The sequence below is a fragment of the Halorubrum sp. DM2 genome (assembly GCF_901686465.1).
Lineage (GTDB): Archaea > Halobacteriota > Halobacteria > Halobacteriales > Haloferacaceae > Halorubrum.
Genome location: NZ_LR594487.1, coordinates 1,872,218 through 1,895,338, shown reverse-complemented (window position 1 = coordinate 1,895,338; position 23,121 = coordinate 1,872,218). Strand labels below are relative to the sequence as shown.

Here is a 23,121-nt window from a genome sequence, read left to right as displayed (position 1 = left end):
CATCTAAATCGCGTCCTCCAGTTCGAGTTTCGGTCGGATGCCGAGGGCGATCATCTCGTCGAGCAGCAGCTTGAACGCGTAGCTGACCTCCAGCTCGTGGATGTCGTCCTCGTCGCCCGTGACCGGGTCGTACACGCGGCGCTGCTCGCGGTCCTCGACCGCGACGAGCCCCGTCTCCGCGGAGACGTGGACCGTCTCGGCGTCCGAGGACTCCAGCAGCCGCTCGTTGAGCACCATCGACGCGCCGTGGCCGATGATCGTGTCGCGCTCCATCTCCCCGACGCGCAGCCCGCCCTCGCGGGCGCGCCCCTCGGTCGGCTGGCGCGTGAGCACCTGAACCGGCCCGCGCGAGCGGGCGTGGAGCTTGTTCGACACCATGTGGTACAGCTTGTGGTAGAAGATCGTCCCGACGAAGATCTCGGCGTCGATCTTCTCGCCGGTGACGCCGGAGTACATGACCTCCTTGCCGGAGGACTTGAACCCGTGGTCCTCCAGTCCGTCGCGGAGCTCCTCCTCGTCTTCGCCCTGGAACGGCGTCCCGTCGACCCGCGAGCCCCGGAGCGAACCGACCTTCCCGCCGAGCATCTCCAGCACGTGGCCGACCGTCATCCGCGACGGCAGCGCGTGCGGGTTCATCACGAGGTCGGGGACGACCCCCTCCTCGGTGAACGGCATGTCCTCTTGGGGCGCGAGGTGGCCGACGACGCCCTTCTGGCCGTGTCGGGACGCGAACTTGTCGCCCAGTTCGGGGACGCGCTGGTCGCGCACCTTCACCTTCGAGAGCTTAGAGCCGTCCTCGCCCTCCATCAGCGTCACCGTGTCGACGACGCCGGACTCGCCCGAGCGCATCGTGACCGAGGTCTCGCGACGCTTCTGTGGGGAGAGTCCGCCCATGTCGTCCGGCTCTTCGAGGAAGCGCGGCGGACTGGTCTTGCCGAGCAGGACCGACGACTCGTCGACTTTCGTCTCGGGGTTGACGAGGCCGTCCTCGTCGAGGTGGGTGTAGGCGTCCTCGCCGCGCGCGCCGCGAACGTCCTGATCGGGGATCTCGAAGCGGTCCTCCTGCCCGCCGGGGTATCGCCGCTCCTCGCCCTCGTAGGTCCGGAAGAAGTGCGAGCGGGTGAGCGCGCGGTCGACCGACCCCTGGTTCATCACCAAGGCGTCCTCGATGTTGAACCCCTCGTAGGACATCACGGCGACGACGAAGTTCTGCGCCGCCGGCCGCTTGTCGAAGCTGATCTGGTCGGACGTCTGCGTCTTCACCATCGCCAGCTGCGGGTAGTGCAGGAGGTGCTGACGCGTGTCCGGCCGGATCCGGTAGTTGGCGGAGGGGAGCCCGAGCGACTGCTTCATCATCCCCGCGCCCATCGTAATCCGGGGGCTCGCGTTGTGTTCGGGGTACGGGATCATCCCCGCGCCGATGCCGAACACCAGTTGCGGGTCGATCTCGAGGTGCGTGTGGTCCTCGGACACGTCCTCCTCGTCGACGGCGACGAGGATGTCCTCCTCCTCCTCGGCGTCGATAAACTCGACGTAGCCGCGCTCGACGAGGTCCTCGAACTCGACGTCGCCGCGTTCGAGCGCCTCAATCTCCTCGTCGCCGAGGAGCGGTTCGCCGTTCTCGACGACGATGAGCGGACGTCGCGCCCGCCCCGCATCCGCGTTGACGATGACCTCTCGGGTCCGGTCTTTCACGGAGACGTTCACCATCTCGCTCACGTCGCCGCGGCGGCGCGCCTCGCGGATCTGTTCTGCGAGCTCGTCCGGGTTCTCGTGGGTGCCCACGAGGCTCCCGTTGACGTACACCTTCGCTTCGCGTTCTGCTTGTGCCATATTAGTCGTCCGCCGTCTGTCGTTCGACGCCCTCGATGCCGGGGATCCCCTCGACACCCATCGACGCCAGTTCTCGTTTCAGCCCCTGTTCGTCCTCGACGGTCTGTGACAGCTCCATCGCCTGCGCGAAGTTCTTCACCAGCCCGCAGTTCGGTCCCTCCGGGGTCTCGGAGGGGCAGATGCGACCCCACTGGGTCGCGTGGAGGTCCCGCGCCTCGAAGTGCGGCTGCGACCGCGACAGCGGCGACCGAAGCCGCCGGAGGTGCGAGAGCACGCCCATGTAGTCCGTCCGGTCGACGAGCTGGGAGACCCCAGAGCGCCCGCCGACCCAGTTGCCCGTCGCGATCGGGTGTTCGAGCCGCTCGGTCAGCACGTCCGAGCGGACCACCGTGTTGACGGTGAGCTGCCGGTTCCGCATGTTCGCGCGTTCGAGCTGGTACTTCACGTCGCGCGCCAGCTTGTTGAGCGCGGTGCGGAACAGGTCGCGCATGAGGTCGCCGGAGACCTTCAGGCGCTTGTTCGCGTAGTGGTCCTTGTCGTCGGCCTCGCGGCGGTCCAAGGCGAGTTCGAAACACGCCTCGGCCATCCGGCAGAGGTAGTACGCCTTGTTGATCCGCACGTCCTCCTCGTCGACGCCCTCCTCGTGGAGGTGCGGGAGGAGGTAGCGGTCGATAACGTAGTTCGCCCGCTTGAGCTGGTAGTTCTTCCCCTGCCCGGAGGCGACGCGCTCGCCGAGGGTCTCGATGGCCTCCTCGGTCGTCTGGACCGAGGCCTCCTCTAAGTTCTCCAGCATGAACTTCACGATCTCGGGGTCGTCCGAGACGCGGTGGACGATCTCCTCGTCCGACTCTAAGCCGAGCGCGCGGACGAGCGTCACGAAGTCGATCGACCCCGAGACGGACGGGAACGACACTTCGAGCAGCCCCTCGCGGTTGCGCTCGCACAGCACCAGCGCGCGGTACCCGCGGCGCTGGGAGAACGTCTTCGCGACCTGGATCTCGTCGCCGTACTTCGAGTCGTACTCGGCGAGGATCTTGTTCGGGGCGAGGTCCTCCGATGTCATCAGCACGCGCTCGGAGCCGTTGACGATGAAGTAGCCGCCGGGGTCGACGGGGTCCTCGCCGATGTCGATGAGCTCCTCGTCGGAGAAGCCCGCCATGTTACACTTGTTTGAGCCGACCATGATCGGCATCCGGCCGACCTTAGTCTCGGTCGTGTCGACGACCTGCTCCGGCTCGTCCTCGCCGCCGCGAATGACGGACATCTCCATGAAGACCGGCGCGGAGTAGGTGATGTTGCGCAGCCGGGCTTCCTGCGGGTACAGCAATTCCTCCGACCCGTCGGCCTCGCGGACGCGGGGGGTCGCCATCCGCACGTCACCGAGCTCGACGTACACCGGCTCCTGGCCCTCCTTGTCGCCGATGTCCGTCTCGATCGTCTCCTTCTCGTCGACGACCTCCTGCATGCCGCGGTCCAGGAAGTTGTTGAACGAGCGGAAGTGGTGTTCGGCGAGCCGTTCGTCTGAGAAGTATTCGCGTGAAACCACGCGTCGATCTTGCCTGTTCATGAGACGACCAGTCGGTACACGACCGCCTCGTCGGTCGTGCGAGAGTTTCGAACGATCTTCACCACGTCGCCGACCTCGGCCTCGTCGGGGATCGCGGGATCGGTGCGTTTGATCTTCGGTAAGTGGGTCTTCTTCACGTCGTACTCCGCCAGGACCGATTCGACCTCCTCGGGGTCGTCGAGGAGGACGTGGTCCGGGACGAGTTCGTGTTGGCTTACGTCTACCATGGGTGCTGGTGGTGGGGAGAAGCTATCACGAGATACTACAGATGTGTACACGCGCCAGCGGCATAAGACTTACCAAGCGCCGCTGCGCACCGCTCACGAGTCGGGGGCGTTCGACACTCACACGCACGCGAGGTTCCCACAAAAGGATACCGGATAAGACGGGTATCGCGAGCCGTCGACCCCTTCACCGTCCCCACCGACAGGCCGAAAGTTCCTGTCATCGACCCCCACCCTCGTCGGGGATGACAAGCCTTATTTGCCAGACAGGGGTACGAACTGATGCGACAAGCCCGGATGGTGTAGTGGCCCATCATACGACCCTGTCACGGTCGTGACGCGGGTTCAAATCCCGCTCCGGGCGTCCCCAGTTTCGGGGCGCTGTCGCTGTTTGCCCGGATGGTGTAGTGGCCCATCATACGACCCTGTCACGGTCGTGACGCGGGTTCAAATCCCGCTCCGGGCGTCTTTCGCTGTCGCAACAACGAACAAGAAGCGAAGCGACGAGTGAGTTCTGCGACAGCAAAGCGCCAGAGGATTTGAACCCTATCAGTCGCGCGCAGCGACCGACGGGAGCGAGCACGTCTGATTCCGGTTCAAATCCCGCTCCGGGCGTTTTGTCGACGCCGATTACGAGCAAAGAGCGGCGGCGACGAGCGATTCCGGCATCGACGAACCAACGAGCGGTAAGCATCGCGAATCGCGAGTCTGACGACTCGTTTCCGAGCTACAGATCCAGTTCCGATCGGAGGTCGGCGACAAGCGACTCCGTCTTCTCGTCCGGCTCCTCGTCGGTGGCGACGGGGGTCCGTCCGTCGTACGTCTCGTGGACCATCGAGACGCCCTCGGCGAGCGTGTCGAGTCCGTATCCGCCTTCGAGGACGTACGCGTCGGCGGCGTCGACGTCGCTCGCGAGCGTCCGGATCCGGTCGGTCAACAGCGCGTACCCTTCGGAGGAGACGCGCATCCGCGAGATGGGGTCGTGGCGGTGCGCGTCGAAGCCCGCGGAGACGAGCAACAGGTCGGGGTCGAACCGGTCGACGGCCGGTGCGATCGCCTCGTCAACGGCGTACAGGTAGTCGGCATCGCCCGCGCCGGCCGCCAGCGGGAGGTTCGCGGTCGTCCCCGCCCCGTCCCCCTCGCCGGTCTCGTCGAGCGCGCCCGTGTCCGGGTAGAGGCCGTCTTCGTGGATCGAGGCGTAGAAGACGTCGCCGCGATCGTAGAAGATGTCCTGCGTGCCGTTCCCGTGGTGGACGTCCCAGTCGAAGATCGCGACGCGGTCCGCGAGGCCCCCGTCGAGGACGGTCTGGGCCGCGACCGCGGCGTTGTTGAAAAAACAGAATCCCATCGCGTCGCCGGTGACCGCGTGGTGGCCCGGCGGGCGGCCGAGCGCGAACGGCGTCTGGCGTCCGCCCGTCCCATCGATCGCCTCGCGGGCCGCCCACTGCGCGAGCCCGGCGGCGGTGAGCGCCGCGTCCCACGTCCCCTCGCTGGCGACGGTGTCGGGGTCCCAGCTCCCGCCGCCGTCGGCGACGAACGACTCCAGTTCGTCGACGTAGTCGAGGTCGTGGACGGCCGTGACGGCCGCCTTCTCGGCCGGGTCCGCCTCGACGTACTCGACGCCGTGTCGCTTCGTGAGCCCGCGGCGGATCGCGCGGAGTCGGTCCGGGTTCTCCGGGTGTCGCTCGCCGGTGTCGTGTTCGAGACACCGCTCGCTGTAGCCGAACCGCATCTACTCGAACAGCGCGAAGTACGTCTCGATGTCCTCGGCCTGTACCGTTCGTCGGTCCGCGTGGCGAGCCAGCGTCGCCGCCGCGCTCGCGACGTTGTTCGCGTAGTCCTCTAAGATGTCGGCCAGCGCGACGCGCGCGTCGACGCCGACGCGATATCGGTCGTCGATCCGGAGGCGAGCAATCCGGTCGATAGGCGCGACCGGCAGCGTGAGGTCCTCGCGGCTGACGACCTGCTCGACGCCGAAGTCCGCCGCCATCAGCGTTTTCCGACCGTCCGCGGTCGCGCGCTCGGCCGCGTCGACGGCCAGTTCAGCGCCGTGCGACTGGATCCGACGGGCCAGCTCCTCGGCGGCGTCCGCGCTGACGCGGAGTTCCCCCGCGTTCCGCCGGATTATGCCGTCGACCGGCGCGAACGGTAACTCGACACTCATACACACAGACGCGTCCGTGTGTCGTATAACGCTTTCCGTTAGCCGCATCCCCGCCGGATCCCGAACGAGCGGCGTCAGAAGACGTCGTCCGCGTCGATGGTGCCGTCGCGCTCGGGACCGCGGACCGTTATCTCCTCGCCGAGCCGAAGGCTCGCGTCGGTGTCGACGGTCTTCGTCTGCGTTCCGTCGTCGAGCACGACGGGGTCGCCCGTCTGGACCACCGTCCCGGTGAACTCGACGTCCGCGGCCGACCGGTCGGTCGTCGCGGCCGCAGCGCCGCCGCTCGGACCGCTCCCGTCGTCGCCGCCGGACTCCCCGGCGACGGCCTCGGCGGCCGCCTTCTGTCCGTCCTCGGCGAAGGCACCGAGCCCGGTCTCGTCCGCGCCGCGGTCGTCGCCGGCACCGCTCCCGTCGGCACCGGATCCCGTCGTCGCGCTCGCCGCGGCCGCCTCACTTTCCCCGTCGAGGACTGAGACGGTCGAGCGCCAGTTCGCGGACGCCTCTAAGTCGTCCTGCCAGCCGTCCTGGATCTCGACGTCGGTGAAGACGACGCGGTCGGCGAGGTCGATGTCGCGGTCGGCCTTGTCGCCCCACAGCGCGACGCGGATCTCGCCCGTCTCGTCTTTGATCCGGACGTTGCGGACCTGCCCCTCGCTGCCGTCGTCGCGGTCGAACGTCCGCTTCGGATCCGTCTCGATGACGCCGCCGGCGATATCGACCGTCTGGTCGATTTCGAGGTCGGCGATGTCGGTCGTCTCCGGGACGTACTCGACGTCCTCGTCGACGCGCTCGACGGTGCCGCGGTCGCCGACGTGAAGCTCCAGGTCGCCGTCGCGCTCTCGGACGTAGCCGTCGCCGACCTCAACGACCTCGCCGGCCTCGAACTCCTCGGCGAGGTCCGCCTTGTCGTCCCACAGCGTGACGCGGACGCGACCCGTCTCGTCGCCGACGGTGAGGTTGGCGACCCGGCCTTCGCTGCCGTCGTCGCGGTCGAACGTCCGGATCGAGTCGGTGTCGAGCACCTGCCCGACGAGGTCGACGTCGGACGCGCCGAGCGTGAGGTCCTCGACCTGGTAGGTGTCGAGCACCTGAACGTCCACCTCGGCGTCCTCGTCGGGTTCGACCTTGTCGGCGCTCACTTCGAGGCCGCTGTACCCCTCCTTGGGGCGGCCCATCACCCTGAGGACCTGTCCGACTTCCAGTTCCTCCTCCGCGGCCGCGGCCATGTCGTCCCACAGCGCGACCCGGACGGAGCCGGAGGCGTCCGCGACGTCGACGTTACAGACGCGTCCCTCCTCGGCCTCCTCGTCGTCGCGCTCGAAGGTCCGGATCTCGCCGATGGCGGTCACCTTCCCGAGGAACTTCACCTCGTTCATTCCCGGTTCGATGTCGGCGATGGTATCGGCCTCCTCGTCGCGCAGCTCGTGCGCGATGAGCATCGCGGCGGTCTCCTCGTCCGCCAGCCCGCCCATCTGCTCGACCTTGTCCTCGACCGCAGCCTCGAACTCCTCGAACTCGACGTCGGTGTCGAGGTCCTCGTACACCTCCTCTATGGCTCCCATACGCGTACCTCCGTGGTCGGCGAGTTCGCGGATAAGCGTTGCCGTTGACCGGGATTCGTGCCGGGTCCCGGACGGCCGGCGGAGCGACCGGCTCGGGCGGCGGTCGCGGCTCGAAGGCGTCTCATGGGCGTTCATGGGGTCCCCTCGGTACAAAAGGTGTTCATCCCGCGCCGGCGGATGCGTGCGGACCGCAGGCACGCGGCCGCCGGACCGTAACCGTCTTAAGTTCTACCGCGATACGTAGAGATGAGTCCTGGTAGGGTAGTGGACTATCCTCTTGGCTTGCGGAGCCAGGGACCGGAGTTCAAATCTCCGTCAGGACGTTCACTTTGCGGCTGTCTCACTTCGTTCGACAGCCGCCGCGTTCACGTCCTGACGTGCCCTACGCTCGCGGCTTCGCCGCTCGCGTAGGACTCCGTCAGGACGTTTTCGGACACACCAAGCTCTGAACAGCACGAGCCGTGGGATTGTCGGGAAAGACGGTGTCGGGTCCCCGATGCGGGTACAGACATGAGTCTTTAAGAATCGGTGGCGCGCCGGTGAGCGGGTGCGATAGCACCCGCGAACCGCCCGCGAGGGAGTCAGTCGCCGGAGCGAAGCGGTGGCGACTGACGAGGCTGGGGAGGCGTGAGGTGCTGTGCTGGGCGGTGCGGGGCGGGACTCAAAGGGGCAGTCGCGAGGCGGGCGCAGGCGTTCACGAGAGCAGAGCTCTCGTGAGCCGATCAGAACGCAAAGCGTTCTGATGACGACGCAAGGACCGCAGGAACGAGCAGCGCGAGTGACGAGGACCGCAGCGAGCGTGCGCCCGCCTCGCGACTGGGGCTTCAGCGGTCTCGATGATCGGCACTGTGCGAAAACCAGCTACGTACAGCCGAGCGACTGGGGCTTCAGCGACCGTTACGTCGTCAACGGCTAGTTAGAAACGGACGGGCCAGACCACCCGAGCGACGTCTTAATCGTGCGGGTGGAACCGGTCCATCGCCCGACGGACCGCGTCGGTGTCGCCGATGAACGTCACGTGGTCGCCGATTTCGAGGACGCTGTCGGCGGTGGGGACGTGGTTCTCGCCGTCGCGGCTCACGACGGCGACGAAGGTCCCGTCGGGGATCTGCGCGTTGAGGTCTCGGATGGTCTTGCCCGCGAGTTTCTGAGAGGTCACCTCGACCTCCTGAACGTCGTGGTTGTCGCCGAGCTCGTTCATCCAGTGGGTGAGCGCCGGCCGCTCGATCTCGTCGTCGATGGCCACCGCGGTCGCCGTCGAGGCGTCGATGCCCTTGACGCCGATGCTGTCGAAGGCGTCGACGTTGTCCGGGTCGTTCACCCGCGAGTAGACGGATTCGACATCGAACTTTGTGATCGCGAGCTGACACGCGAGGAGGTTGATGTCGTCGTCGGTCGTCGTGGTGACGAACCGCTTCGCGTCCTCGATGTTGACGCCGCGGAGCGTCTCCGTGTCACTGCCGTCGCCCTCGTAGACGGTGAACCCCTCCGAGCGCGCCCGCTCGACGGCCTCCGGGTCCGACTCGACGACCACGACGTACTCGCCCCTGTTCTCCAGTCGCGTGGCGAGCGCCTGGCCGACCCGGCCCCCGCCGATGATTATCGTGCGCATTGGTGACACTCCGAGGAACTCGCCGATCTGCCGCGCGAGCCCCGCCTCGATCAGGACCGTCGCGAAGATGACCGCGAACACCGTACCGACGAGCAGTTCGCCGGCCGCGACGCTGCCCGCGAGCTCCAGCTCGATGGCGAACAGCGTCGCCACGCTCGCCGGGATGATCCCCCGCGGTCCGACGCTCGCGATGAACAGCCGCTCGGGCCGGGTGAACCGCTCGACGCCGAGGGTCGCGACGAACGCCCCCAGCGGCCGCAAGACGAGCATGATGACGGCGACGATCGCGATCACGCCGACGCCGAGTCCGGCGATCGCCTCGACGTCGATCAGCGCGGCCAGCGAGATGAACACGAACGAGAGGACGATCGTGGTCGTGTTCTGTGCGAAGCTCTCTATCTCCTCGCGGTTGTCCAGCCCGAGGTTCCCGAGGAGGATTCCGCTCGTCGCCGCCGCCGCGATTCCCGCCTCGGCGGCGACCGCCTCGGCGGCCGCGAACGACCCGATCGCGGCCGCCAGCACGAGGAACTGTGACGCCTGTACGTCGCGTTCGGGGACGAGGTCGCTGTCCAAGAGCACGTAGATGACGACGGTGGCGAGCAGCCCCGCAGCGATCCCGACGCCGAACCGCTGGAGGAAGGAGAACACCGTCGCGGGGACGCCGAGGTCGTCGAGCAGCAGCGTCTCGAATATCACGACCGCGACGATCGCGGCGGTCACGTCGTTGACGATCCCCTCAGTCTCTAACGCGGTCGCAACGTGATCCCGCACCCGGACCACGTTGAGGATCGGGGTGATAACGGTCGGCCCGGTCGCCACGAGCAGCGCGCCGATGAGCAGCGATATCTCCCACGTGCCGCCGGCGAAGACGCGGACCGCCGCCGCGGTGCCGAGGAACATCACGAGGGCGCTTATCGTCACCAAGCGGAGCGACACCGTCGACGCGCGCCGGATCCGGTCGATCTGAAGCGCGAACGCCCCCTCGAAGACGATGATGGCGACACTGAGTCCGACGATTATCTCCAGTCCGTCGCCGAACGTCTCCAGCGTGACGAGTCCCAGCACCTCCGGGCCTAACACCACGCCGATCGCGAGGTAGAAGATGACGCTCGGCACCCGCAGCCGGTGAGCGAGCAGCTGTACCGCGAGCCCCGACACGAGTATCGCCGCGATCACCGGCAGCAGGCTACTAGACACGTCTAGTATGGATACAGACTCCGCCTCCGTTAGTGTACTGGTGCGGTCGAGGGATCGACGCGGCGGCTCGCTTGTGGGACGGACCGACGCGGCGGCTCGCCTGCGACGGATCGACGCGGCGAGCCGATCACGCCATTGATCCGCACACACGAGAAACGATTAATTCGGTTCCGGTACTCGGTGAACTCACGCCCGGCCGGTACCCACCGCCGGGACGAACCCATGACCGTCCGCGACCCCATTCCGACGTTCGCCCCACGCCGGAGCGTCGGGAGACGGATCCGCGGGGCGGTCACCGCTCGCCTCGGTGCCGTCGCCGCGTGACCCCCGCGCAGGGACGGCCGGCTCGACCGCCGAGGCGACCCCGTCTTCTGCCGGTCCCCTTTCCCGGCGTCGCTCCGCCGCCGTGACCCACGAGATGCCGTTCTCGGCGGCCGAAATGCTCCCTCTATAGCGCGACCCCCCGCGCTGGCGATCCGCTACCGACGATGACGACAGACCACGACCCCTCCAGACGCAGAGTCCGCCCCGACCCGTACGCGAACCCGCATCCGGCTACGCCGCTCTCCAGCCCGGGCGTTGCGGTCGCCTTCGCGGTGCTGCCGGTGTTGACCGTCGCGGTCCTCTCGTTCCCGGTCGCGGCCGCGATCGCGCTCGCGGCGCTGTTGGGCGGCGTCGCCGGCGCGGCGCTCCACCGACGGTACCCGGACGCGGTCGGCCGGACGCTCAGACTGCCGAACGACGACGCGAGCGTCGGCGAGGCCTGACGCGCGCACCGCAGGCCGGACGGCACCGCCGCGACGCGCCGCGGCCGGTCGAACTGATCGTCCCCGGCGACGCCCCTCCCCCCGCTGACGCCTCCACTCGCGGAACTCGCTATTTATCACTCGTCGCCACCGAGCGGGAACCGTGACCGATCGCGACTCCGGTAGTCACGACGGGCGAGCCCGCGACGACGCGGATCCGGCCGCGCGACCGTCCACGGCGGTCGCGCTCGCCGCGGGTGCCGCACTGTTCAACGAGAGGTACTTCTCCGCGGCGCGCGGCGTCTGGGAGACGGCGGCGGGGTCGGCCGACGGCGAGAGCGGCGACGCCGATCGGCTGCTCCGGGGACTGGCCGGGACCGCGGCAGCGACGCGGCGCGTGGTCGACGGCGACCCGAAGGCAGTCAACGGCGCGGAGACCGCCGTCGGCGCGCTTGAGGGCGTCTCCGACGCGCACGGAGTGACGCTGGCCCCGGTCCAGAAGTGGGCGGAGCGACTTGCGACGGATCCGGAAGACGCCGACGTGAGTCGTTCACCGCGGGTCCGCGTCGACGGCGACGCGCCGGGCTTCGACGGGCTGTCGCTCGACGCCGCTCGGCTCGCAGCTCCGGCGCTGGCGAGGGCGGGCGAGCCGGGCGACGCCGAGGCGCTCGCGGTCGCGGCCGACCTCGCTGAAACGGAGCGGGGGACGGGGCGGAGTCGCTTTGCGGAACTCTTGTTCGCCTACCTCCACACGCCGGACACCCGGCCGCAGGTGGCCGCGCGGCTGGCCGATCACGTGGCGATCGAGGAGCGGAAGCGGCGCGACGTCGACGGACTGTTTTAACGAGTCGGAGCGGGACCGCGGGCGACGACCGACCGAGTCGGTCAGGCGTCGTCGCTCGGCGCGTCTGGGTCGGCGGGGAAATTCGGCTCGGCGGGCGCGTCGTCTCCCGTCACGTCGGGGTCGTCGACGGACTCCCGGTCAGTGTCGGAGTCGCGGTCCGGTTTGGGTTCGCCCTCGAACGTGTAGTCGGCGGAGTTGTCGGCCGGATCGTAGCCGAGCGCCTCGCGGGCGCGTTCGATCGAGTAGTAGCGGCGGTCGTTGTCCGAGATGCCGTACACGACCTCGTAGCCGTAGTCGGCCCGGAGACAGCGGTCGAACAGGTGCGCGCAGTCGCGGTGTGAGAGCCACATCGCCTGTCCGCGCTCGTACTCGCGCGGCGGGTGGTTCTTGGTGAGGTTGCCGATGCGGACGCAGACGACGCTCATCCCGTACTCATCGTGGTAGAAGCGCCCGAGCGACTCGCCGGCCGCCTTCGAGACGCCGTAGAGGTTGCCGGGGCGGGGGAGTTCCGTGCCGTCAAGCCGGTAGTCGTCGTCCTCGCGGTACAGGTTCGGGGTCCGCTCGTCGGTCTCGTAGCCGCCGACGGCGTGGTTCGAGGAGGCGAAGACGAACTTCTCGACGCCGGCCTCGGCGGCGGCGCGCATCACGACCTGTGCGCCGTCGATGTTGTTTCTGAGGACGGAGTCCCACGGCGCTGTCTTCCGGGGGTCGCCCGCGAGGTGGATCACCGCGCCGACGTCGGCGACCGCCTCACGGACGGCGCGCTCGTCGGTGATGTCGGCGACGTGTAGATCGGCGTCAGTAACGTCGGCGGGCACCTTCGCGGCCGGGAGCGGTTCCCGGTCGAGGAGCCGCCACTCGTAGTCGTCGCCGATGCCGCGGAGGATGGCCTGTCCCACCCGTCCCCCGGCACCCGTCAACAGGACCGGCTCGTCCATTCGACTCTACGTGGGCGGGAGAACGCCATATATGACACGGTTCGGCCGGTGCGCCCGGATCCGGCCGGAAAGCCGGGACGGCGGAAAGACAAACGGAGGTGGTCGCGGGAAGGCGGTGCTTACAGCTTCTGCCGCGAGACCTTGACGCCCGTGGGGGTGACGATGATCTGGTCGTCGCCCTTCTGGACGATGTCGCCGTCGACCTCCTGTACCACCTGCCGGAGTTCGTCGTAGACGTGTTCTATCGTCCGGTCCGACGTGGAGTGGCGGGTGATGTCGGCGATGACGAAGTCCCCGTCGTAGACGGCGTCTTTGATCGGGATGACATCGCTCTGGTCGCCGATCTCGGCGAAGTGTACCTGTGTGCCCGTCTCCGCGTGCGCGTCGGCGAAGTCGTCCGTGTCGAGCTCGACGTAGTCGTCGACGGAGCGGCTCCCACCCCCGCCGAGGATCTTGCTCATGATGCCCATACACACCACACGACGAGGTCAGACATTAGTTCTTACGTCAGACGCAGCCTCATTCCAGCCGCTCCTGCCACTCCTGAACCCGCGAAAGCAGTTCCACCGGGGGCGTCTCCGCGACATCGACATCGCCCAGTTCCTCGATCACGGCGCGTGTCTCAGGGTCAAGCCGATCGCTTTCCGCGGCCGCCGCGGTCTCCACGGCCGCGCCGGAACCGCCCGACTGCGACTCCGGAGCCACCCCGTCGGGGCTCCCCTCCGAGACCGCCGCGTCGCCAGCCGGCGTTCCGGCGTTATTCGCCGTCATCCCGGCGTCGCTCTCGGAGAACGACCCGGACGAGAGGTCGAAGACGACCTGCTGGGTGTCGCCGCCCGCGCCGTCGCCCGGGGGCGAACCGTCGCCGCCCCGCGACCCGCCGCGGGCCTCGATCGCCTTCTCCTCGCGGAGCCGGTCGAGGACCTCGTCCGCGCGGGAGACCACGGGGTCGGGGACGCCGGCGAGGTCGGCGACGTGGACGCCGTACGACCGGTTCGTCGGGCCGTCGCGGACGGTGCGGAGGAACGTCACCTCGCCGTCGCGCTCGTCGACGGCGACGTGGACGTTCGCGACGCGCGGGAGGTGGTCCGCGAGCGTCGTCAGCTCGTGGTAGTGGGTGGCGAAGAGGGTCCGCGCGCGCACCTGATTGTGGAGGTACTCGGTCGCCGCCCACGCGATGGAGATGCCGTCGTAGGTGGCGGTGCCGCGGCCGACCTCGTCTAAGATGACGAGCGACTCGTCGGTCGCCGAGTGGAGGATGTTCGACAGCTCCTGCATCTCGACCATGAACGTCGACCGTCCCTGCGCCAGCTCGTCGAGCGCGCCGACCCGGGTGTAGATACCGTCGACGAGCCCGACCTCGGCGGCGCGGGCGGGGACGAACGAACCGGCCTGCGCGAGCAGTTGGATCAGCGCCGCCTGCCGCATGTACGTCGACTTCCCGCTCATGTTCGGCCCGGTGACGATCAGGAACTCGCGCTCCGCGTCGAGCCGGAGGTCGTTCGGGACGAAGTCGGTCGTCCCCTCGACGACCGGGTGGCGACCGGCCTCGACGTCGAGCCGGCGCTCCTCGGTCAGCTCCGGGCGCGTCCAGTCCCGACGGGCGGCGTGGGTCGCCAGCGAGGCGAGCGCGTCGAGCTCGGCGACCGCCCGCCCGGCGTCCTGAAGCAGTTCGGCGCGCTCGGCGATGCGCTCGCGCAGCTCCTCGAACAGCTCGTACTCCAGCTCGCCGCGGACCTCCTCCAGCCTGAGGACTTCCCGCTCCTTCTCGGCCAGCTCGTCGGTGACGAACCGCTTCGAGTTCTTCAGCGTCTTGATCTCGCGGTAGCCCTCGGGGACCTGATCCGCGACGGACTTGCCCACCTGAATGTAGTAGCCGTCGGTCTTGTTGCGGTCGACGGTGACGTGGCTGAGTCCGTGCGTCCGCTTCTCGCGCTCCGCGAGGCCGTCGAGCCACGATTTTACCGACTCGTGGCGCTCGATCAGCTCGTCCAGCTCGTCGTCGTACCCCTCCTTGAGCAGCCCGCCGCCGGTCTTCGCCTTCGGGGGGTCCTCCGCGAGCGCCTCGTCGAGTTCCGCGCGGAGGGCGGCCGCGCGCTCGCGGTCGACGCGGTCGAGGACGGCGGCCGCGGGCGAGTCGGCGAGCGGGGTTCCCTCGATCGCGTCCGAAAGCGCCGGGAGCAGCGCGAGCGTGTCGCGGACCGAGAGGAGTTCCCGCGCGCCCGCGGTTCCGCTCGTCGTCCGCGCCGCGAGCCGTTCGAGGTCGTACGCGTCGCCGAGCACCTCGCGGACCCGGTCGCGGGCGAGCGCCGCGGCCGACAGCGCCTCGACCGCGTCGAGCCGAGCCGTGAGCGTCTCGCGGTCGCGCCGCGGCCGGGTGAGCCACTCGCGGAGCAGCCGCCCGCCGGCGGCGGTGACGGTGTGGTCGACGGTGTCGAAGAGCGTTCCGTCGGCGTCGCCCCGCATCGTCTCCGTGATCTCGAGGTTGCGCTGCGTCGTCGCGTCCACGTCGACGCGGTCGTCCGCGCCGTAGGCGGTCAGGCGGGTCATCGAGGCCAACACGCCCGCGCCGGTCTCCTCGACGTACGAGAGGACCGCGCCCGCGGCCCGGACCGCGAGCGCCGAGTCGAGGCCGACGCTGTCGGTCGTCTCGCGGCCGAACTGCTTGCGGACCGCGTGTTCGGCGCGCCCCGGCGCGAACGCCTCCGGGTCGAAGGCGGTCACGCGCCCCGAGAGGTCCTCGCGGACCGCGCCGAGCAGGCCGTCGTCATTGCGGACGGCGGGACCGGGCAGCACCTCCGCCGGGTCGAACCGGTAGAGTTCGGCGCGCAGATCGCTCCCGCCGTCGACCGTCGTGGCGAGGAACCGGCCCGTGGTGACGTCGGCGAACGCGAGTCCGTAGGGGCCGTCGGCGTCCGCGGCGTCGCCCGCCGCGCCGGCCGCGCCACCCGTCGCGCCCTCCTCGCGGACCACCGCGGCGAGGTAGCGCGCGTCGTCGTCGCTCGTTTCGAGGACGGTCCCCGGCGTGACGACGCGGACGATCTCGCGGGCGTGGCCGCCGTCGTCGGTGTCGTACTGGTCCGCGACCGCGACCCGGTAGCCGCGCTCGACTAAGGCGTTCACGTACGGCGTCAGCTCCGAGAGCGGCACGCCCGCCATCGGGTACGACGAGCCGTGCGAGGACTTCTGCGAGATCGAAAGGTCCAGTTCGTCGGCGACCAGCTCGGCGTCGTCCGCGAAGAACTCGTAGAAGTCGCCGCACTGCATCGCGAGGACATCCGCGTCCGTCTCCGCCTTGAGATCGAGGAACTCCCCGACGATCCCCGTTGCCATATGTCCGTACTCCCGCCGTGTGAGGGTAAAACCCTGCGGGTGTCACGCGACCGGCCCGCGCCGACACTAAGTGACTGCTCGTCGAACGCCGAGACGTATGGTCGCGCTCGACGCCTACCTCTTCGTCTTCGTCGCCGGGCTGATCACGGCGCTGGCGACGGGTATCGGCGCGCTGCCGTTCTTCTTCTTCGAGACGATCAGCGACCGCGGGAACGTGGCACTATGGGGGTTCGCGTCGGGGATCATGATCTCCGCGTCACTGTTCGGTCTCGTTCAGGAGGGGCTGGCAGAGGGAACGCCGGTGGAGATCGCGGTCGGGATGCTCGCGGGCGTCGTCCTCGTCGTCGTGGCACACGACGTGCTGACCGACGCCGAGATCGACCCGCAGGAGTACGCCGAGGCGGACTTCAAGAAGCTAATCTTGATCCTCGGCGTATTAACGGTCCACAGCTTCCCGGAGGGGATCGCGGTCGGCGTCTCCTTCGCGGACCTCGGACTGGAGGGCGGGACGGTGCTGTTCGGCTTCACGGTACCGCTGTTGGCGGTGTTCATGACCCTCGCCATCTCGATCCACAACGTCCCCGAGGGGACCGCAATCTCGATCCCGCTGCGGGCGATGGGCGTCTCGAAGTGGAAGATGGTGTGGTGGGCCGTCTTCTCCAGCCTGCCGCAGCCGATCGGGGCCGTGGTCGCGTTCGCGTTCGTGCGGTACGCCCGCGCGTTCCTCCCGTACGGTTTCGGTTTCGCCGCCGGAGCGATGATCTACCTCGTCCTCTCGGAGTTCGTCCCCGAGGCGCTCGAAACCGGTGCCGACCTCCCACGCGGCGGGAAGCCGATCCTCGTCGGCGGGATGGCGCTCGGCGTCGCGCTCATGATTCCGCTGGCATACCTATAGCTGAACGAGGCGGTGGCGCGTGCCCGTGAGCGGTCGCCCCCGGCGACCGCGAACGGCACCGCGCGAGGGAGTCGGTGGCGGTCGAGCGAAGCGAAGACCGCCAGCGACGAGGCTGGGGAGGCGTGAGGTGCTGTGCGGTGCGGGGCGGGTAGGGCTCGAAGGGGCAGCCGCGAGGGCGAAGCACGGCGAAGCAAGCACTGGAGGGAGCGAACGAAGTGAGCGACCGAAGCGCGCAGCGAGCCGCGCGAGTCCTCGCGGCTGGGGCTTCGGCTGTCTCGGTGGTTGAGGTACTCTCGCTGGCTCCAACGACGTATTGCCGAGCGACGAGAGCTTCGTCAACGGCAACCACGATCGCCTCGACCGCTCACTCGCCGCCCAACACGGTCGGATTCACCGCGCCGGGACCCTCACCCACGTCGTAGCCGCGCCGGACCGCCTCGCTCATCTCCGCGACCGCGGCCTCGACCGCCTCGCGGAGCGGTTCTCCGCGCGCCAGCCGCGCGGCGATCGCGCTCGACAGCGCGCAGCCGGAGCCGTGCGTCGCGTCGGTGTCGATCCGCGGCGACTCGAAGCGGTCGACAACGAGGTCGCCTCCGCCGTCGCTGTCCGCACGAACGAGCGTGTCGATGACGGTCTCACCCGTCCCGTCGCCGTCCGCGTCCGTCGTCCCCGCGAGGTGGCCGCCCTTCACCAGCGCCGCGTCCGCGCCGAGCGCAACGAGTTCCCGCCCGGCCGCCTCCGCGTCGCCCGGCGTCTCGACCGGCGCGTCGGTCAGGACCGCCGCCTCGTCGGCGTTCGGCGTCACGAGCGTCGCGGCCGCGATCAGGTCCCCGTAGGCCGCCTCGGCGGCGGGCGAGAGCAGTCGGTCGCCGGTCGCCGCGACCATCACGGGGTCGACGACGAGCGGGACGCCGCCGTCCGCGACCGAGTCGGTCACCGTCTCGACGATCTCGGCGGTCGCCAACATTCCCGTCTTGATCGCGCCGACGTCGAAGTCGTCGGCGACCGCCGCGTACTGGCTCGCGACGTGGTCAGGAGGGACGGGGTGAACGTCCTCGACGCCGCGGGTGTTCTGCGCGGTCGTCGCCGTCACCACCGCGGTCCCGAAGACGCCGTGCGCGGTCATCGCGGACAGGTCGGCCTGAATCCCCGCCCCGCCGCCGCTGTCGCTGCCGGCGATCGTCAGCGCGATCGGCGGGTCGACCGGGTCGTAGTCGGGCATAGGCGGTTGTACAATGCGGTTGTATTAATTGGTAGTGATTCGGCGGGAGACCCGACGAGTCGCGTCTCGCGGATCGGCCGGCCTCGCGGATCGGCCGGCCTCCCGCATCCCGGACCTTCCGTTGCCGAACGACCTTTTCGGCTCCGCGACGTAGCGCGGGCATGGCAACCGACTCCGACGCGGCATCCGGCACCGACGAACCCGACGCGATCACCGTCTACTCCGATTACGTCTGTCCGTTCTGCTACCTCGGGCGGCAGTCGCTCGCGCGGTATCAGGAGACGCGCGAGGAGCCGCTCGCGATCGACTGGCACCCGTTCGACCTCCGGGCGGGCAAGCGCGGTCCGGACGGCGAGATCGACCACGACGCCGACGACGGCAAAGACGACGAGTACTACGAGCAGGCGAGAGAGAACGTCCGCCGCCTACAGAAGGAGTACGACGCGGAGATGACCGAGGAGCTCCGCACGGACGTCGACTCGCTGCCCGCCCAGATCGTCTCGGTCCACGTGCGCGAGACCGCGCCCGACGCGTGGCTCGCGTTCGACGAGGCCGTCTTCGACGCGCTCTGGATCGACGGGCGCGACATCGGCGACCGCGACGTGCTCGCCGAGATCGCGGCCGACATCGACGGGCTCGACGCCGCCGTCGTCGACGAGGCGCTCGCGGACGACGACCTCCGCGAGCGCGTGACGGACCTCTTCGACGCCGCGCGACGGCAGGGAGTCACCGGCGTCCCGACGTTCGCGTACGACGGCCACGCCGCCCGCGGCGCGGTCCCGCCGGAGCAGCTCGAACGACTCGTCGAAGGCGTCTGACCGCGGCGGTATCGGAAGTACCGGCCGGCCGTCCGCCCTGATTTCGGGCGGCCCGATCAGTCGCCCGCACCGGTCTCTGAACCGGGGCGTTCCCCGTCCGCATCGCCGCTCGACTTGGCGGTATCGCTCGGCTCGGCGGCGTCGCGGGGGTCCACGAGGCGGTACGCGAGCGAGACGGAGCCGAACGCGAGCGCGAAGCCGGCGATCACGTCGGTGAGCCAGTGGATACCGAGGTACATCGTCGCGACGACGACCGACAGCGCGAGCCAGACCCCGAGGGGCGTCCAGCGCGGGTACTCCTCGCGGGTCAGAACCGCGAACGTCCCCACAGTGACCGCGAGAGAGGTGTGAAGTGACGGAAAGACGTTCGAGTTCACGTTCACCTCACTCGTCAGTGCCATCACGTCGGGCTGGTTGGCGAACAGCAGCGGCGTCACCATCTCCGGCATAACGTTTCGCGGACCGTGGGCGAACACGGCCGTGTACAGCACCAACCCGATGCCGTAGTTGAGCGCGTACGCGACGAGGACGCGCCTGAGCGTCACCGTCCGCTGGAGCGCGAGGTACGCGATCACCGGGAACGCGAGCAGGAACGCGTACCCGTACACGTACACCCACGAGAAGTACGTGGTCAGCGTGGGCCCGGCGAACGTCGCCTGAATCCACGCGACGAACCCGCCCTCCAGCGCGTAGATGAGCGCCGTCGCCTGTAGCCCGAACAGCTCGGAGACGGTCTGTAGGGAGCTTCGGCCGACGGCGCTAGCGAGCAGCACCACGACGAGGACCGCGCCGGCCCGGCGCGCGTCCCACAGCCGCGCGCGGATCCCGCTCCACGCCGCGCGGAGCCGAACGGGCCCGACGACCGCGAGGCTCGCGACCGCCAGCATCGCCCCGACCCACGCCACGACCGACGTGAGAACCGACAGGAACGGCGTCATTGCCCCCGCGAGAGCAGCCGACCCTCCTCGTCGAAGCGGTACCCGATGTCGCGCAGCGTCGCTCTGGCGGCGTCGACGTCCAGCGATCCCTCGTCGTCGAAGAACGGGTGGACCGGGTCGGTGTCGCCGTCCCACGCAACCGAGTCCGGGACCGTGGCCGGCGACGCCGCGAGCGGGGACGACGCCGCCCGCGCGTACCCGTCGAAGGCGTCGGCGACGAGCGCGGACTTGTCGATCAGCCGCGCGACGACCGACCGGAAGCGGGGGTTCGACAGCGGGCTCCGCCGCACGTTGTAGCCGACGTGGTAGAACGCCGCTGACCGACCGCTCACGAGGCGAGCATCGGTCGAGCGGCCGATCAGGGGGACCGACGCCGGACCGAGGTTGGAGACGGTCGCGTCCGCAAGTCCGTCGGAGACCGACTCCACGGCCGAGATGTCCGACGGCAGCACCTCGATGCGGAGCCGGTCGAACGCCGGCTTCCCGCGGTAGCGGGGCGGCACTCCCGCCCGCGGGTCCGTCGTCTCGCCCGAATCCGCCGACTCGCCGTCCGACGCCGGGCGGACGAGGAAGTGGTCGGGGTTCCGTTCGAAGACGACCGACTCCCCGGCCTCCGCCTCGACGAAGCGCAGCGGACCGCTACCGACGGGGTCGGGGTTGTTCGAGACGACCGCCTCCGTAGTCTCGAAGTCGAGTTCGAAGCCGGCTATCGTCGCCGCGTCGGTCCGCTCCGACCAGACGTGTTTCGGGAGGATCGGCACCTGAAGCGCCCGCGCGGCGACCGTCTCGTTGACATCGGGCACGGTGAGGCGGACCGTCGCGTCGTCGAGGGCCCGCTCGTCGCCGACGAGGGAGCTTCGGCCGCGAAACCGCGGGGTCGGGACCGGCGTCCCGACGCTCCCCAGCGACGTGTCGCGGAGGAACCGGTAGGTGAACGCGACGTCGGTCGCCGTCACCGGCTCGCCGTCGTGCCAGCGGGCGTCGCGGAGCGAAACGTCGAGAGTCTCGTCGTCGACGCGCTCCCAGTCGGCCGCCAGCCACGGGACGACGGACTCGTCGTCCGCGCGAACGAGCGGGTCGTACAACAGCCCGGTGAACGTGCCGTACTTCCGGTACTCCGCCGCGATCGGGTTCCAGTTCTCCGTGATGCGGTCGTCGGTCGTCACGAGCCGGAGGGTGCCGCCGTCCGGATCGGCCGCGCCCTCGGTCGTCGCGTTGGCGTCCGTCGAGCCGTTGGTCGCGGAGTCGGCGTCCGCCGAGCCGTTGGTCGCGGAGTCGAGTTCGAGGAGACCGGTGACGGAGAGCGGCTGGCGGTCCTCCGTCCACCCCTCGAACCGATTCTCCCGGACGGCGGTGAGCGCGTCGGGAAACGCGACGACCGAGAAGGGCTGGAGTTCACACAGCGTCTCCTGAAGCGCCCCGACAGCGTCGGTCCGTTCGTCCCCGGAGACGCGGCGCTGTCGCTCCAGCGCGTCGTCGACCGCGATCTCCGTGAGACCGTACGGGTTCTGCCAGCCGGACTCGGCGATGAACTTCGAGTGGGTCAGCCCGTACAGCGCGTCCGCGTCGAACGGCTCCGTCTCCACGAACTGCCCGACGTAAAGGTCGAAGTTCTGGTTGATGAGCACCTTCCGCCAGAGGTCCGTCTGGCCGACGGTGTTAAGTCGGACGTCGACGCCGACCGCGGTCAGGTGCTCTTCGAGCTGTCTCGCGATGCGGATCCCGTTGGGGTCGTCGTCCGCCGGCGTGGTGTTAATTTCGAGGGTCAGCTGCGAGTGGGGGTCGCGTCCCGCGATGTTCTCCGTGCGACCGAGACAGCCGGCGCTGGCGGCCGCGAGGCCGAGTCCGGCAAGCGCCGCGCGTCGACTGATCGGTCGGGGCATTCGTTCGTTTCCGCTTATTTTCAGGCGTCCGGTATATCTCTTCTGTGCTGGCTCCGCGATCGGAGCGGGGCGTCGGCGCGGGCGAGCGGATCAGATCACGCTCATCAGCGGCAGCGCCAGTCCGACGGCCCACGCCGCCAGCCCCGCGACGACGACCGACCGGTCGGCGGCCGCCCGTCCGATGGCGACGACGCCGAGCGCGGCGAGGAGCGCCACCCGGTGGACGATGAGGTCCGGCGGGACCGCCACCCCGAGCGCGGCGAAGTCGGCGAGGAAGCCGCCGCCGAGACCGACGACGACGGCCAGCGCGGCGGCCGCCGGATCGGTTCCCGGGGCGCGCCAGACGACCAGCGCGGGCAACCCGACCACGAGGACGAGGTACAGCGGCGCGGCGATGGCCTTCGGCGACGCGCCCGGTAACGCCGCCTCCAGCGTCACGCCCGCGACGCGGACGCCGACGAGGACCGCGCCGAGCGCCAGTCCCAGCGTCGCCGCCGTCGCGTGTCGGCCGACATCGGTGCGGAGCCGCCGGACGAGGTCGGTCGCCGTCTCGCGGGTCCGCCGCCCGAGCAGCGCCCCGGCGAGCGCCGCCGCGGCCGCCAGTTCGATCACGGAGAGCCAGCCGTCGCTGCGCCCGCCGTCGATACCGCGGTACTCGCGGCGGACGTCGGTCGCGCGGTCCGACTCGACGAACTCGGATTCGAGCCGGAGCGCGGGCGCGTCGATGTCGGGCACGGTGTGACGGAGCCGGAACCAGTCGTAGTACTCCTCGTGGGCCTGTATCGCGGTGTAACTGCCGTCCGGGGACTCGTAGGCGCGGAGGTGGTCGCGGACCCCGAGGTACGCCCCGTCGTGGAGTTCGAACGTCTCGGTGAGCCACGCGCCGCCGCTCGGTCCCTCGACGTACGAGTAGCGGAGCGAGCTGTGGGCGTCCCGCCAGTCGCGGGCGACGAACTCTCGGACTTGATCGTCGTCGTCGGCCGTCGAAGCCGCCTCGTCCGGCTCCGTCTCCTCCCAGTTCGCGGTCGGATCGCCCTCGATGGCGGCCCGCGTCGTCGCCGCGTCCGCGTGGAACACCACGTTGATCGCGAGCGTTCGCCCCTCGACGCTCCGGCTCCGACTCGTGTACGGCCAGAGCCGGTACTCTCCGTCGACGGCGATGAGGCGGTCGTCGGCGACGTCGCCGACGGCCGGCTCCTCGCTCGCTCCGGCGAAGACCCCGGAGAGAACGAGACCGACCCCGACGACGGCGAGGAGGGCGACGACGACGCGAGCCCGCTTCATGCGGGCCACGAGAACCGCCGGACACAAACGTGTTCGGGTGGTCTCAGCGCGTCAGGGCCGG

General features: G+C 69.4%; 18 protein-coding genes and 3 tRNA genes. 7 read left to right on the top strand and 14 right to left on the bottom strand.

Annotation, left to right across the window (positions count from 1 at the left end; translation table 11 throughout):
- Positions 1 to 3: 3 nt before the first annotated feature.
- From rpoB to QOL69_RS09625, 3 genes are read right to left on the bottom strand one after another with little or no spacing between them, the layout of a single operon-like run.
- Positions 4 to 1,833: a DNA-directed RNA polymerase subunit B gene (rpoB, locus tag QOL69_RS09635; RefSeq protein ID WP_048077147.1), complete on the bottom strand. Its 1,830-nt coding sequence runs from the start codon at positions 1,831 to 1,833 to the stop codon at positions 4 to 6.
- Position 1,834: 1 nt separating this feature from the next.
- The gene (locus QOL69_RS09630) at positions 1,835 to 3,400 is read right to left on the bottom strand and encodes a DNA-directed RNA polymerase subunit B'' (RefSeq protein ID WP_048077146.1); all 1,566 of its coding nucleotides are present in this window, start codon (positions 3,398 to 3,400) and stop codon (positions 1,835 to 1,837) included.
- Entirely contained in the window at positions 3,397 to 3,627 is a 231-nt protein-coding gene (locus QOL69_RS09625; protein ID WP_048077145.1) for a DNA-directed RNA polymerase subunit H, read from the bottom strand. Before QOL69_RS09625 ends, QOL69_RS09630 begins: the two co-directional genes overlap by 4 nt.
- 288 nt (positions 3,628 to 3,915) lie before the next feature.
- Between QOL69_RS09625 and QOL69_RS09620 the strand changes: the two genes are divergently transcribed.
- Positions 3,916 to 3,988 (top strand) — tRNA-Asp (locus QOL69_RS09620).
- 29 nt (positions 3,989 to 4,017) lie between these two features.
- Positions 4,018 to 4,090: transfer RNA gene (locus tag QOL69_RS09615), tRNA-Asp, on the top strand.
- A gap of 261 nt (positions 4,091 to 4,351) precedes the next feature.
- On the opposite strand, the gene QOL69_RS09610 is transcribed toward QOL69_RS09615, so the two are convergent.
- From QOL69_RS09610 to QOL69_RS09600, 3 genes are all read right to left on the bottom strand, one after another.
- Positions 4,352 to 5,356, bottom strand: coding sequence for a histone deacetylase family protein (locus QOL69_RS09610; RefSeq protein ID WP_283402986.1), 1,005 nt, complete (start codon positions 5,354 to 5,356; stop codon positions 4,352 to 4,354).
- Positions 5,357 to 5,788 (bottom strand): histone family protein, encoded by a 432-nt coding sequence (locus QOL69_RS09605; RefSeq protein ID WP_048077144.1) that lies wholly within the window; start codon positions 5,786 to 5,788, stop codon positions 5,357 to 5,359.
- Positions 5,789 to 5,862: 74 nt separating this feature from the next.
- On the bottom strand, positions 5,863 to 7,350 hold the full coding sequence (locus QOL69_RS09600) for a single-stranded DNA binding protein (protein WP_283402985.1): 1,488 nt from the start codon (positions 7,348 to 7,350) through the stop codon (positions 5,863 to 5,865).
- A gap of 250 nt (positions 7,351 to 7,600) precedes the next feature.
- Here QOL69_RS09600 and QOL69_RS09595 point away from each other — a divergent pair.
- A tRNA-Arg gene (locus QOL69_RS09595) sits at positions 7,601 to 7,673 on the top strand.
- Positions 7,674 to 8,302: 629 nt separating this feature from the next.
- Here QOL69_RS09595 and QOL69_RS09590 read toward each other — a convergent pair.
- Positions 8,303 to 10,138, bottom strand: a complete 1,836-nt coding sequence (locus tag QOL69_RS09590; RefSeq protein ID WP_079890612.1) for a cation:proton antiporter domain-containing protein — start codon at positions 10,136 to 10,138, stop codon at positions 8,303 to 8,305.
- 509 nt (positions 10,139 to 10,647) lie between these two features.
- Between QOL69_RS09590 and QOL69_RS09585 the strand changes: the two genes are divergently transcribed.
- Positions 10,648 to 10,926 (top strand): hypothetical protein, encoded by a 279-nt coding sequence (locus QOL69_RS09585; RefSeq protein ID WP_283402984.1) that lies wholly within the window; start codon positions 10,648 to 10,650, stop codon positions 10,924 to 10,926.
- Positions 10,927 to 11,068: 142 nt separating this feature from the next.
- The gene (locus QOL69_RS09580; protein WP_283402983.1) at positions 11,069 to 11,749 is read left to right on the top strand and encodes a hypothetical protein; all 681 of its coding nucleotides are present in this window, start codon (positions 11,069 to 11,071) and stop codon (positions 11,747 to 11,749) included.
- Positions 11,750 to 11,790: 41 nt separating this feature from the next.
- On the opposite strand, the gene azf is transcribed toward QOL69_RS09580, so the two are convergent.
- The 3 genes from azf to mutS form a co-directional block, all read right to left on the bottom strand.
- A complete protein-coding gene (gene azf, locus QOL69_RS09575) occupies positions 11,791 to 12,687 on the bottom strand; it encodes an NAD-dependent glucose-6-phosphate dehydrogenase Azf (protein ID WP_283402982.1) in 897 nt (298 codons plus the stop codon).
- 119 nt (positions 12,688 to 12,806) lie between these two features.
- Positions 12,807 to 13,157, bottom strand: a complete 351-nt coding sequence (gene sepF, locus QOL69_RS09570; RefSeq protein ID WP_048077143.1) for a cell division protein SepF — start codon at positions 13,155 to 13,157, stop codon at positions 12,807 to 12,809.
- Positions 13,158 to 13,206: 49 nt separating this feature from the next.
- Positions 13,207 to 16,020: a DNA mismatch repair protein MutS gene (gene mutS / locus QOL69_RS09565; protein ID WP_283402981.1), complete on the bottom strand. Its 2,814-nt coding sequence runs from the start codon at positions 16,018 to 16,020 to the stop codon at positions 13,207 to 13,209.
- A gap of 97 nt (positions 16,021 to 16,117) precedes the next feature.
- On the opposite strand from mutS, the gene QOL69_RS09560 reads away from it, so the two are divergent.
- Positions 16,118 to 16,915: a ZIP family metal transporter gene (locus QOL69_RS09560; protein WP_283402980.1), complete on the top strand. Its 798-nt coding sequence runs from the start codon at positions 16,118 to 16,120 to the stop codon at positions 16,913 to 16,915.
- A 364-nt stretch (positions 16,916 to 17,279) separates the two neighbouring features.
- Here QOL69_RS09560 and thiD read toward each other — a convergent pair whose 3' ends face one another.
- Positions 17,280 to 18,137, bottom strand: a complete 858-nt coding sequence (gene thiD / locus QOL69_RS09555) for a bifunctional hydroxymethylpyrimidine kinase/phosphomethylpyrimidine kinase (protein WP_283402979.1) — start codon at positions 18,135 to 18,137, stop codon at positions 17,280 to 17,282.
- A 161-nt stretch (positions 18,138 to 18,298) separates the two neighbouring features.
- Here thiD and QOL69_RS09550 point away from each other — a divergent pair, with 161 nt between their 5' ends.
- Entirely contained in the window at positions 18,299 to 18,955 is a 657-nt protein-coding gene (locus QOL69_RS09550; protein ID WP_283402978.1) for a DsbA family oxidoreductase, read from the top strand.
- Between the two features lie 56 nt (positions 18,956 to 19,011).
- On the opposite strand, the gene QOL69_RS09545 is transcribed toward QOL69_RS09550, so the two are convergent.
- The 3 genes from QOL69_RS09545 to QOL69_RS09535 form a co-directional block, all read right to left on the bottom strand.
- Positions 19,012 to 19,893, bottom strand: a complete 882-nt coding sequence (locus QOL69_RS09545) for a phosphatase PAP2 family protein (protein ID WP_283402977.1) — start codon at positions 19,891 to 19,893, stop codon at positions 19,012 to 19,014.
- Positions 19,890 to 21,776, bottom strand: a complete 1,887-nt coding sequence (locus QOL69_RS09540) for an ABC transporter substrate-binding protein (protein ID WP_283402976.1) — start codon at positions 21,774 to 21,776, stop codon at positions 19,890 to 19,892. The genes QOL69_RS09545 and QOL69_RS09540 overlap by 4 nt, the downstream gene beginning before the upstream one ends.
- A 90-nt stretch (positions 21,777 to 21,866) precedes the next feature.
- The gene (locus tag QOL69_RS09535) at positions 21,867 to 23,060 is read right to left on the bottom strand and encodes a hypothetical protein (protein ID WP_283402975.1); all 1,194 of its coding nucleotides are present in this window, start codon (positions 23,058 to 23,060) and stop codon (positions 21,867 to 21,869) included.
- Between the last annotated feature and the right edge of the window lie 61 nt (positions 23,061 to 23,121).

What these genes read in the sequence shown, in the direction of transcription:
- rpoB (WP_048077147.1), bottom strand. Translation starts at nt 1,833, where the DNA reads ATGGCACAAGCAGAACGCGAAGCGAAGGTGTACGTCAACGGGAGCCTC.
- QOL69_RS09630 (WP_048077146.1), bottom strand. Translation starts at nt 3,400, where the DNA reads ATGAACAGGCAAGATCGACGCGTGGTTTCACGCGAATACTTCTCAGAC.
- QOL69_RS09625 (WP_048077145.1), bottom strand. Translation starts at nt 3,627, where the DNA reads ATGGTAGACGTAAGCCAACACGAACTCGTCCCGGACCACGTCCTCCTC.
- QOL69_RS09610 (WP_283402986.1), bottom strand. Translation starts at nt 5,356, where the DNA reads ATGCGGTTCGGCTACAGCGAGCGGTGTCTCGAACACGACACCGGCGAG.
- QOL69_RS09605 (WP_048077144.1), bottom strand. Translation starts at nt 5,788, where the DNA reads ATGAGTGTCGAGTTACCGTTCGCGCCGGTCGACGGCATAATCCGGCGG.
- QOL69_RS09600 (WP_283402985.1), bottom strand. Translation starts at nt 7,350, where the DNA reads ATGGGAGCCATAGAGGAGGTGTACGAGGACCTCGACACCGACGTCGAG.
- QOL69_RS09585 (WP_283402984.1), top strand. Translation starts at nt 10,648, where the DNA reads ATGACGACAGACCACGACCCCTCCAGACGCAGAGTCCGCCCCGACCCG.
- azf (WP_283402982.1), bottom strand. Translation starts at nt 12,687, where the DNA reads ATGGACGAGCCGGTCCTGTTGACGGGTGCCGGGGGACGGGTGGGACAG.
- sepF (WP_048077143.1), bottom strand. Translation starts at nt 13,157, where the DNA reads ATGGGCATCATGAGCAAGATCCTCGGCGGGGGTGGGAGCCGCTCCGTC.
- mutS (WP_283402981.1), bottom strand. Translation starts at nt 16,020, where the DNA reads ATGGCAACGGGGATCGTCGGGGAGTTCCTCGATCTCAAGGCGGAGACG.
- QOL69_RS09560 (WP_283402980.1), top strand. Translation starts at nt 16,118, where the DNA reads ATGGTCGCGCTCGACGCCTACCTCTTCGTCTTCGTCGCCGGGCTGATC.
- thiD (WP_283402979.1), bottom strand. Translation starts at nt 18,137, where the DNA reads ATGCCCGACTACGACCCGGTCGACCCGCCGATCGCGCTGACGATCGCC.
- QOL69_RS09550 (WP_283402978.1), top strand. Translation starts at nt 18,299, where the DNA reads ATGGCAACCGACTCCGACGCGGCATCCGGCACCGACGAACCCGACGCG.
- QOL69_RS09545 (WP_283402977.1), bottom strand. Translation starts at nt 19,893, where the DNA reads ATGACGCCGTTCCTGTCGGTTCTCACGTCGGTCGTGGCGTGGGTCGGG.
- QOL69_RS09540 (WP_283402976.1), bottom strand. Translation starts at nt 21,776, where the DNA reads ATGCCCCGACCGATCAGTCGACGCGCGGCGCTTGCCGGACTCGGCCTC.
- QOL69_RS09535 (WP_283402975.1), bottom strand. Translation starts at nt 23,060, where the DNA reads ATGAAGCGGGCTCGCGTCGTCGTCGCCCTCCTCGCCGTCGTCGGGGTC.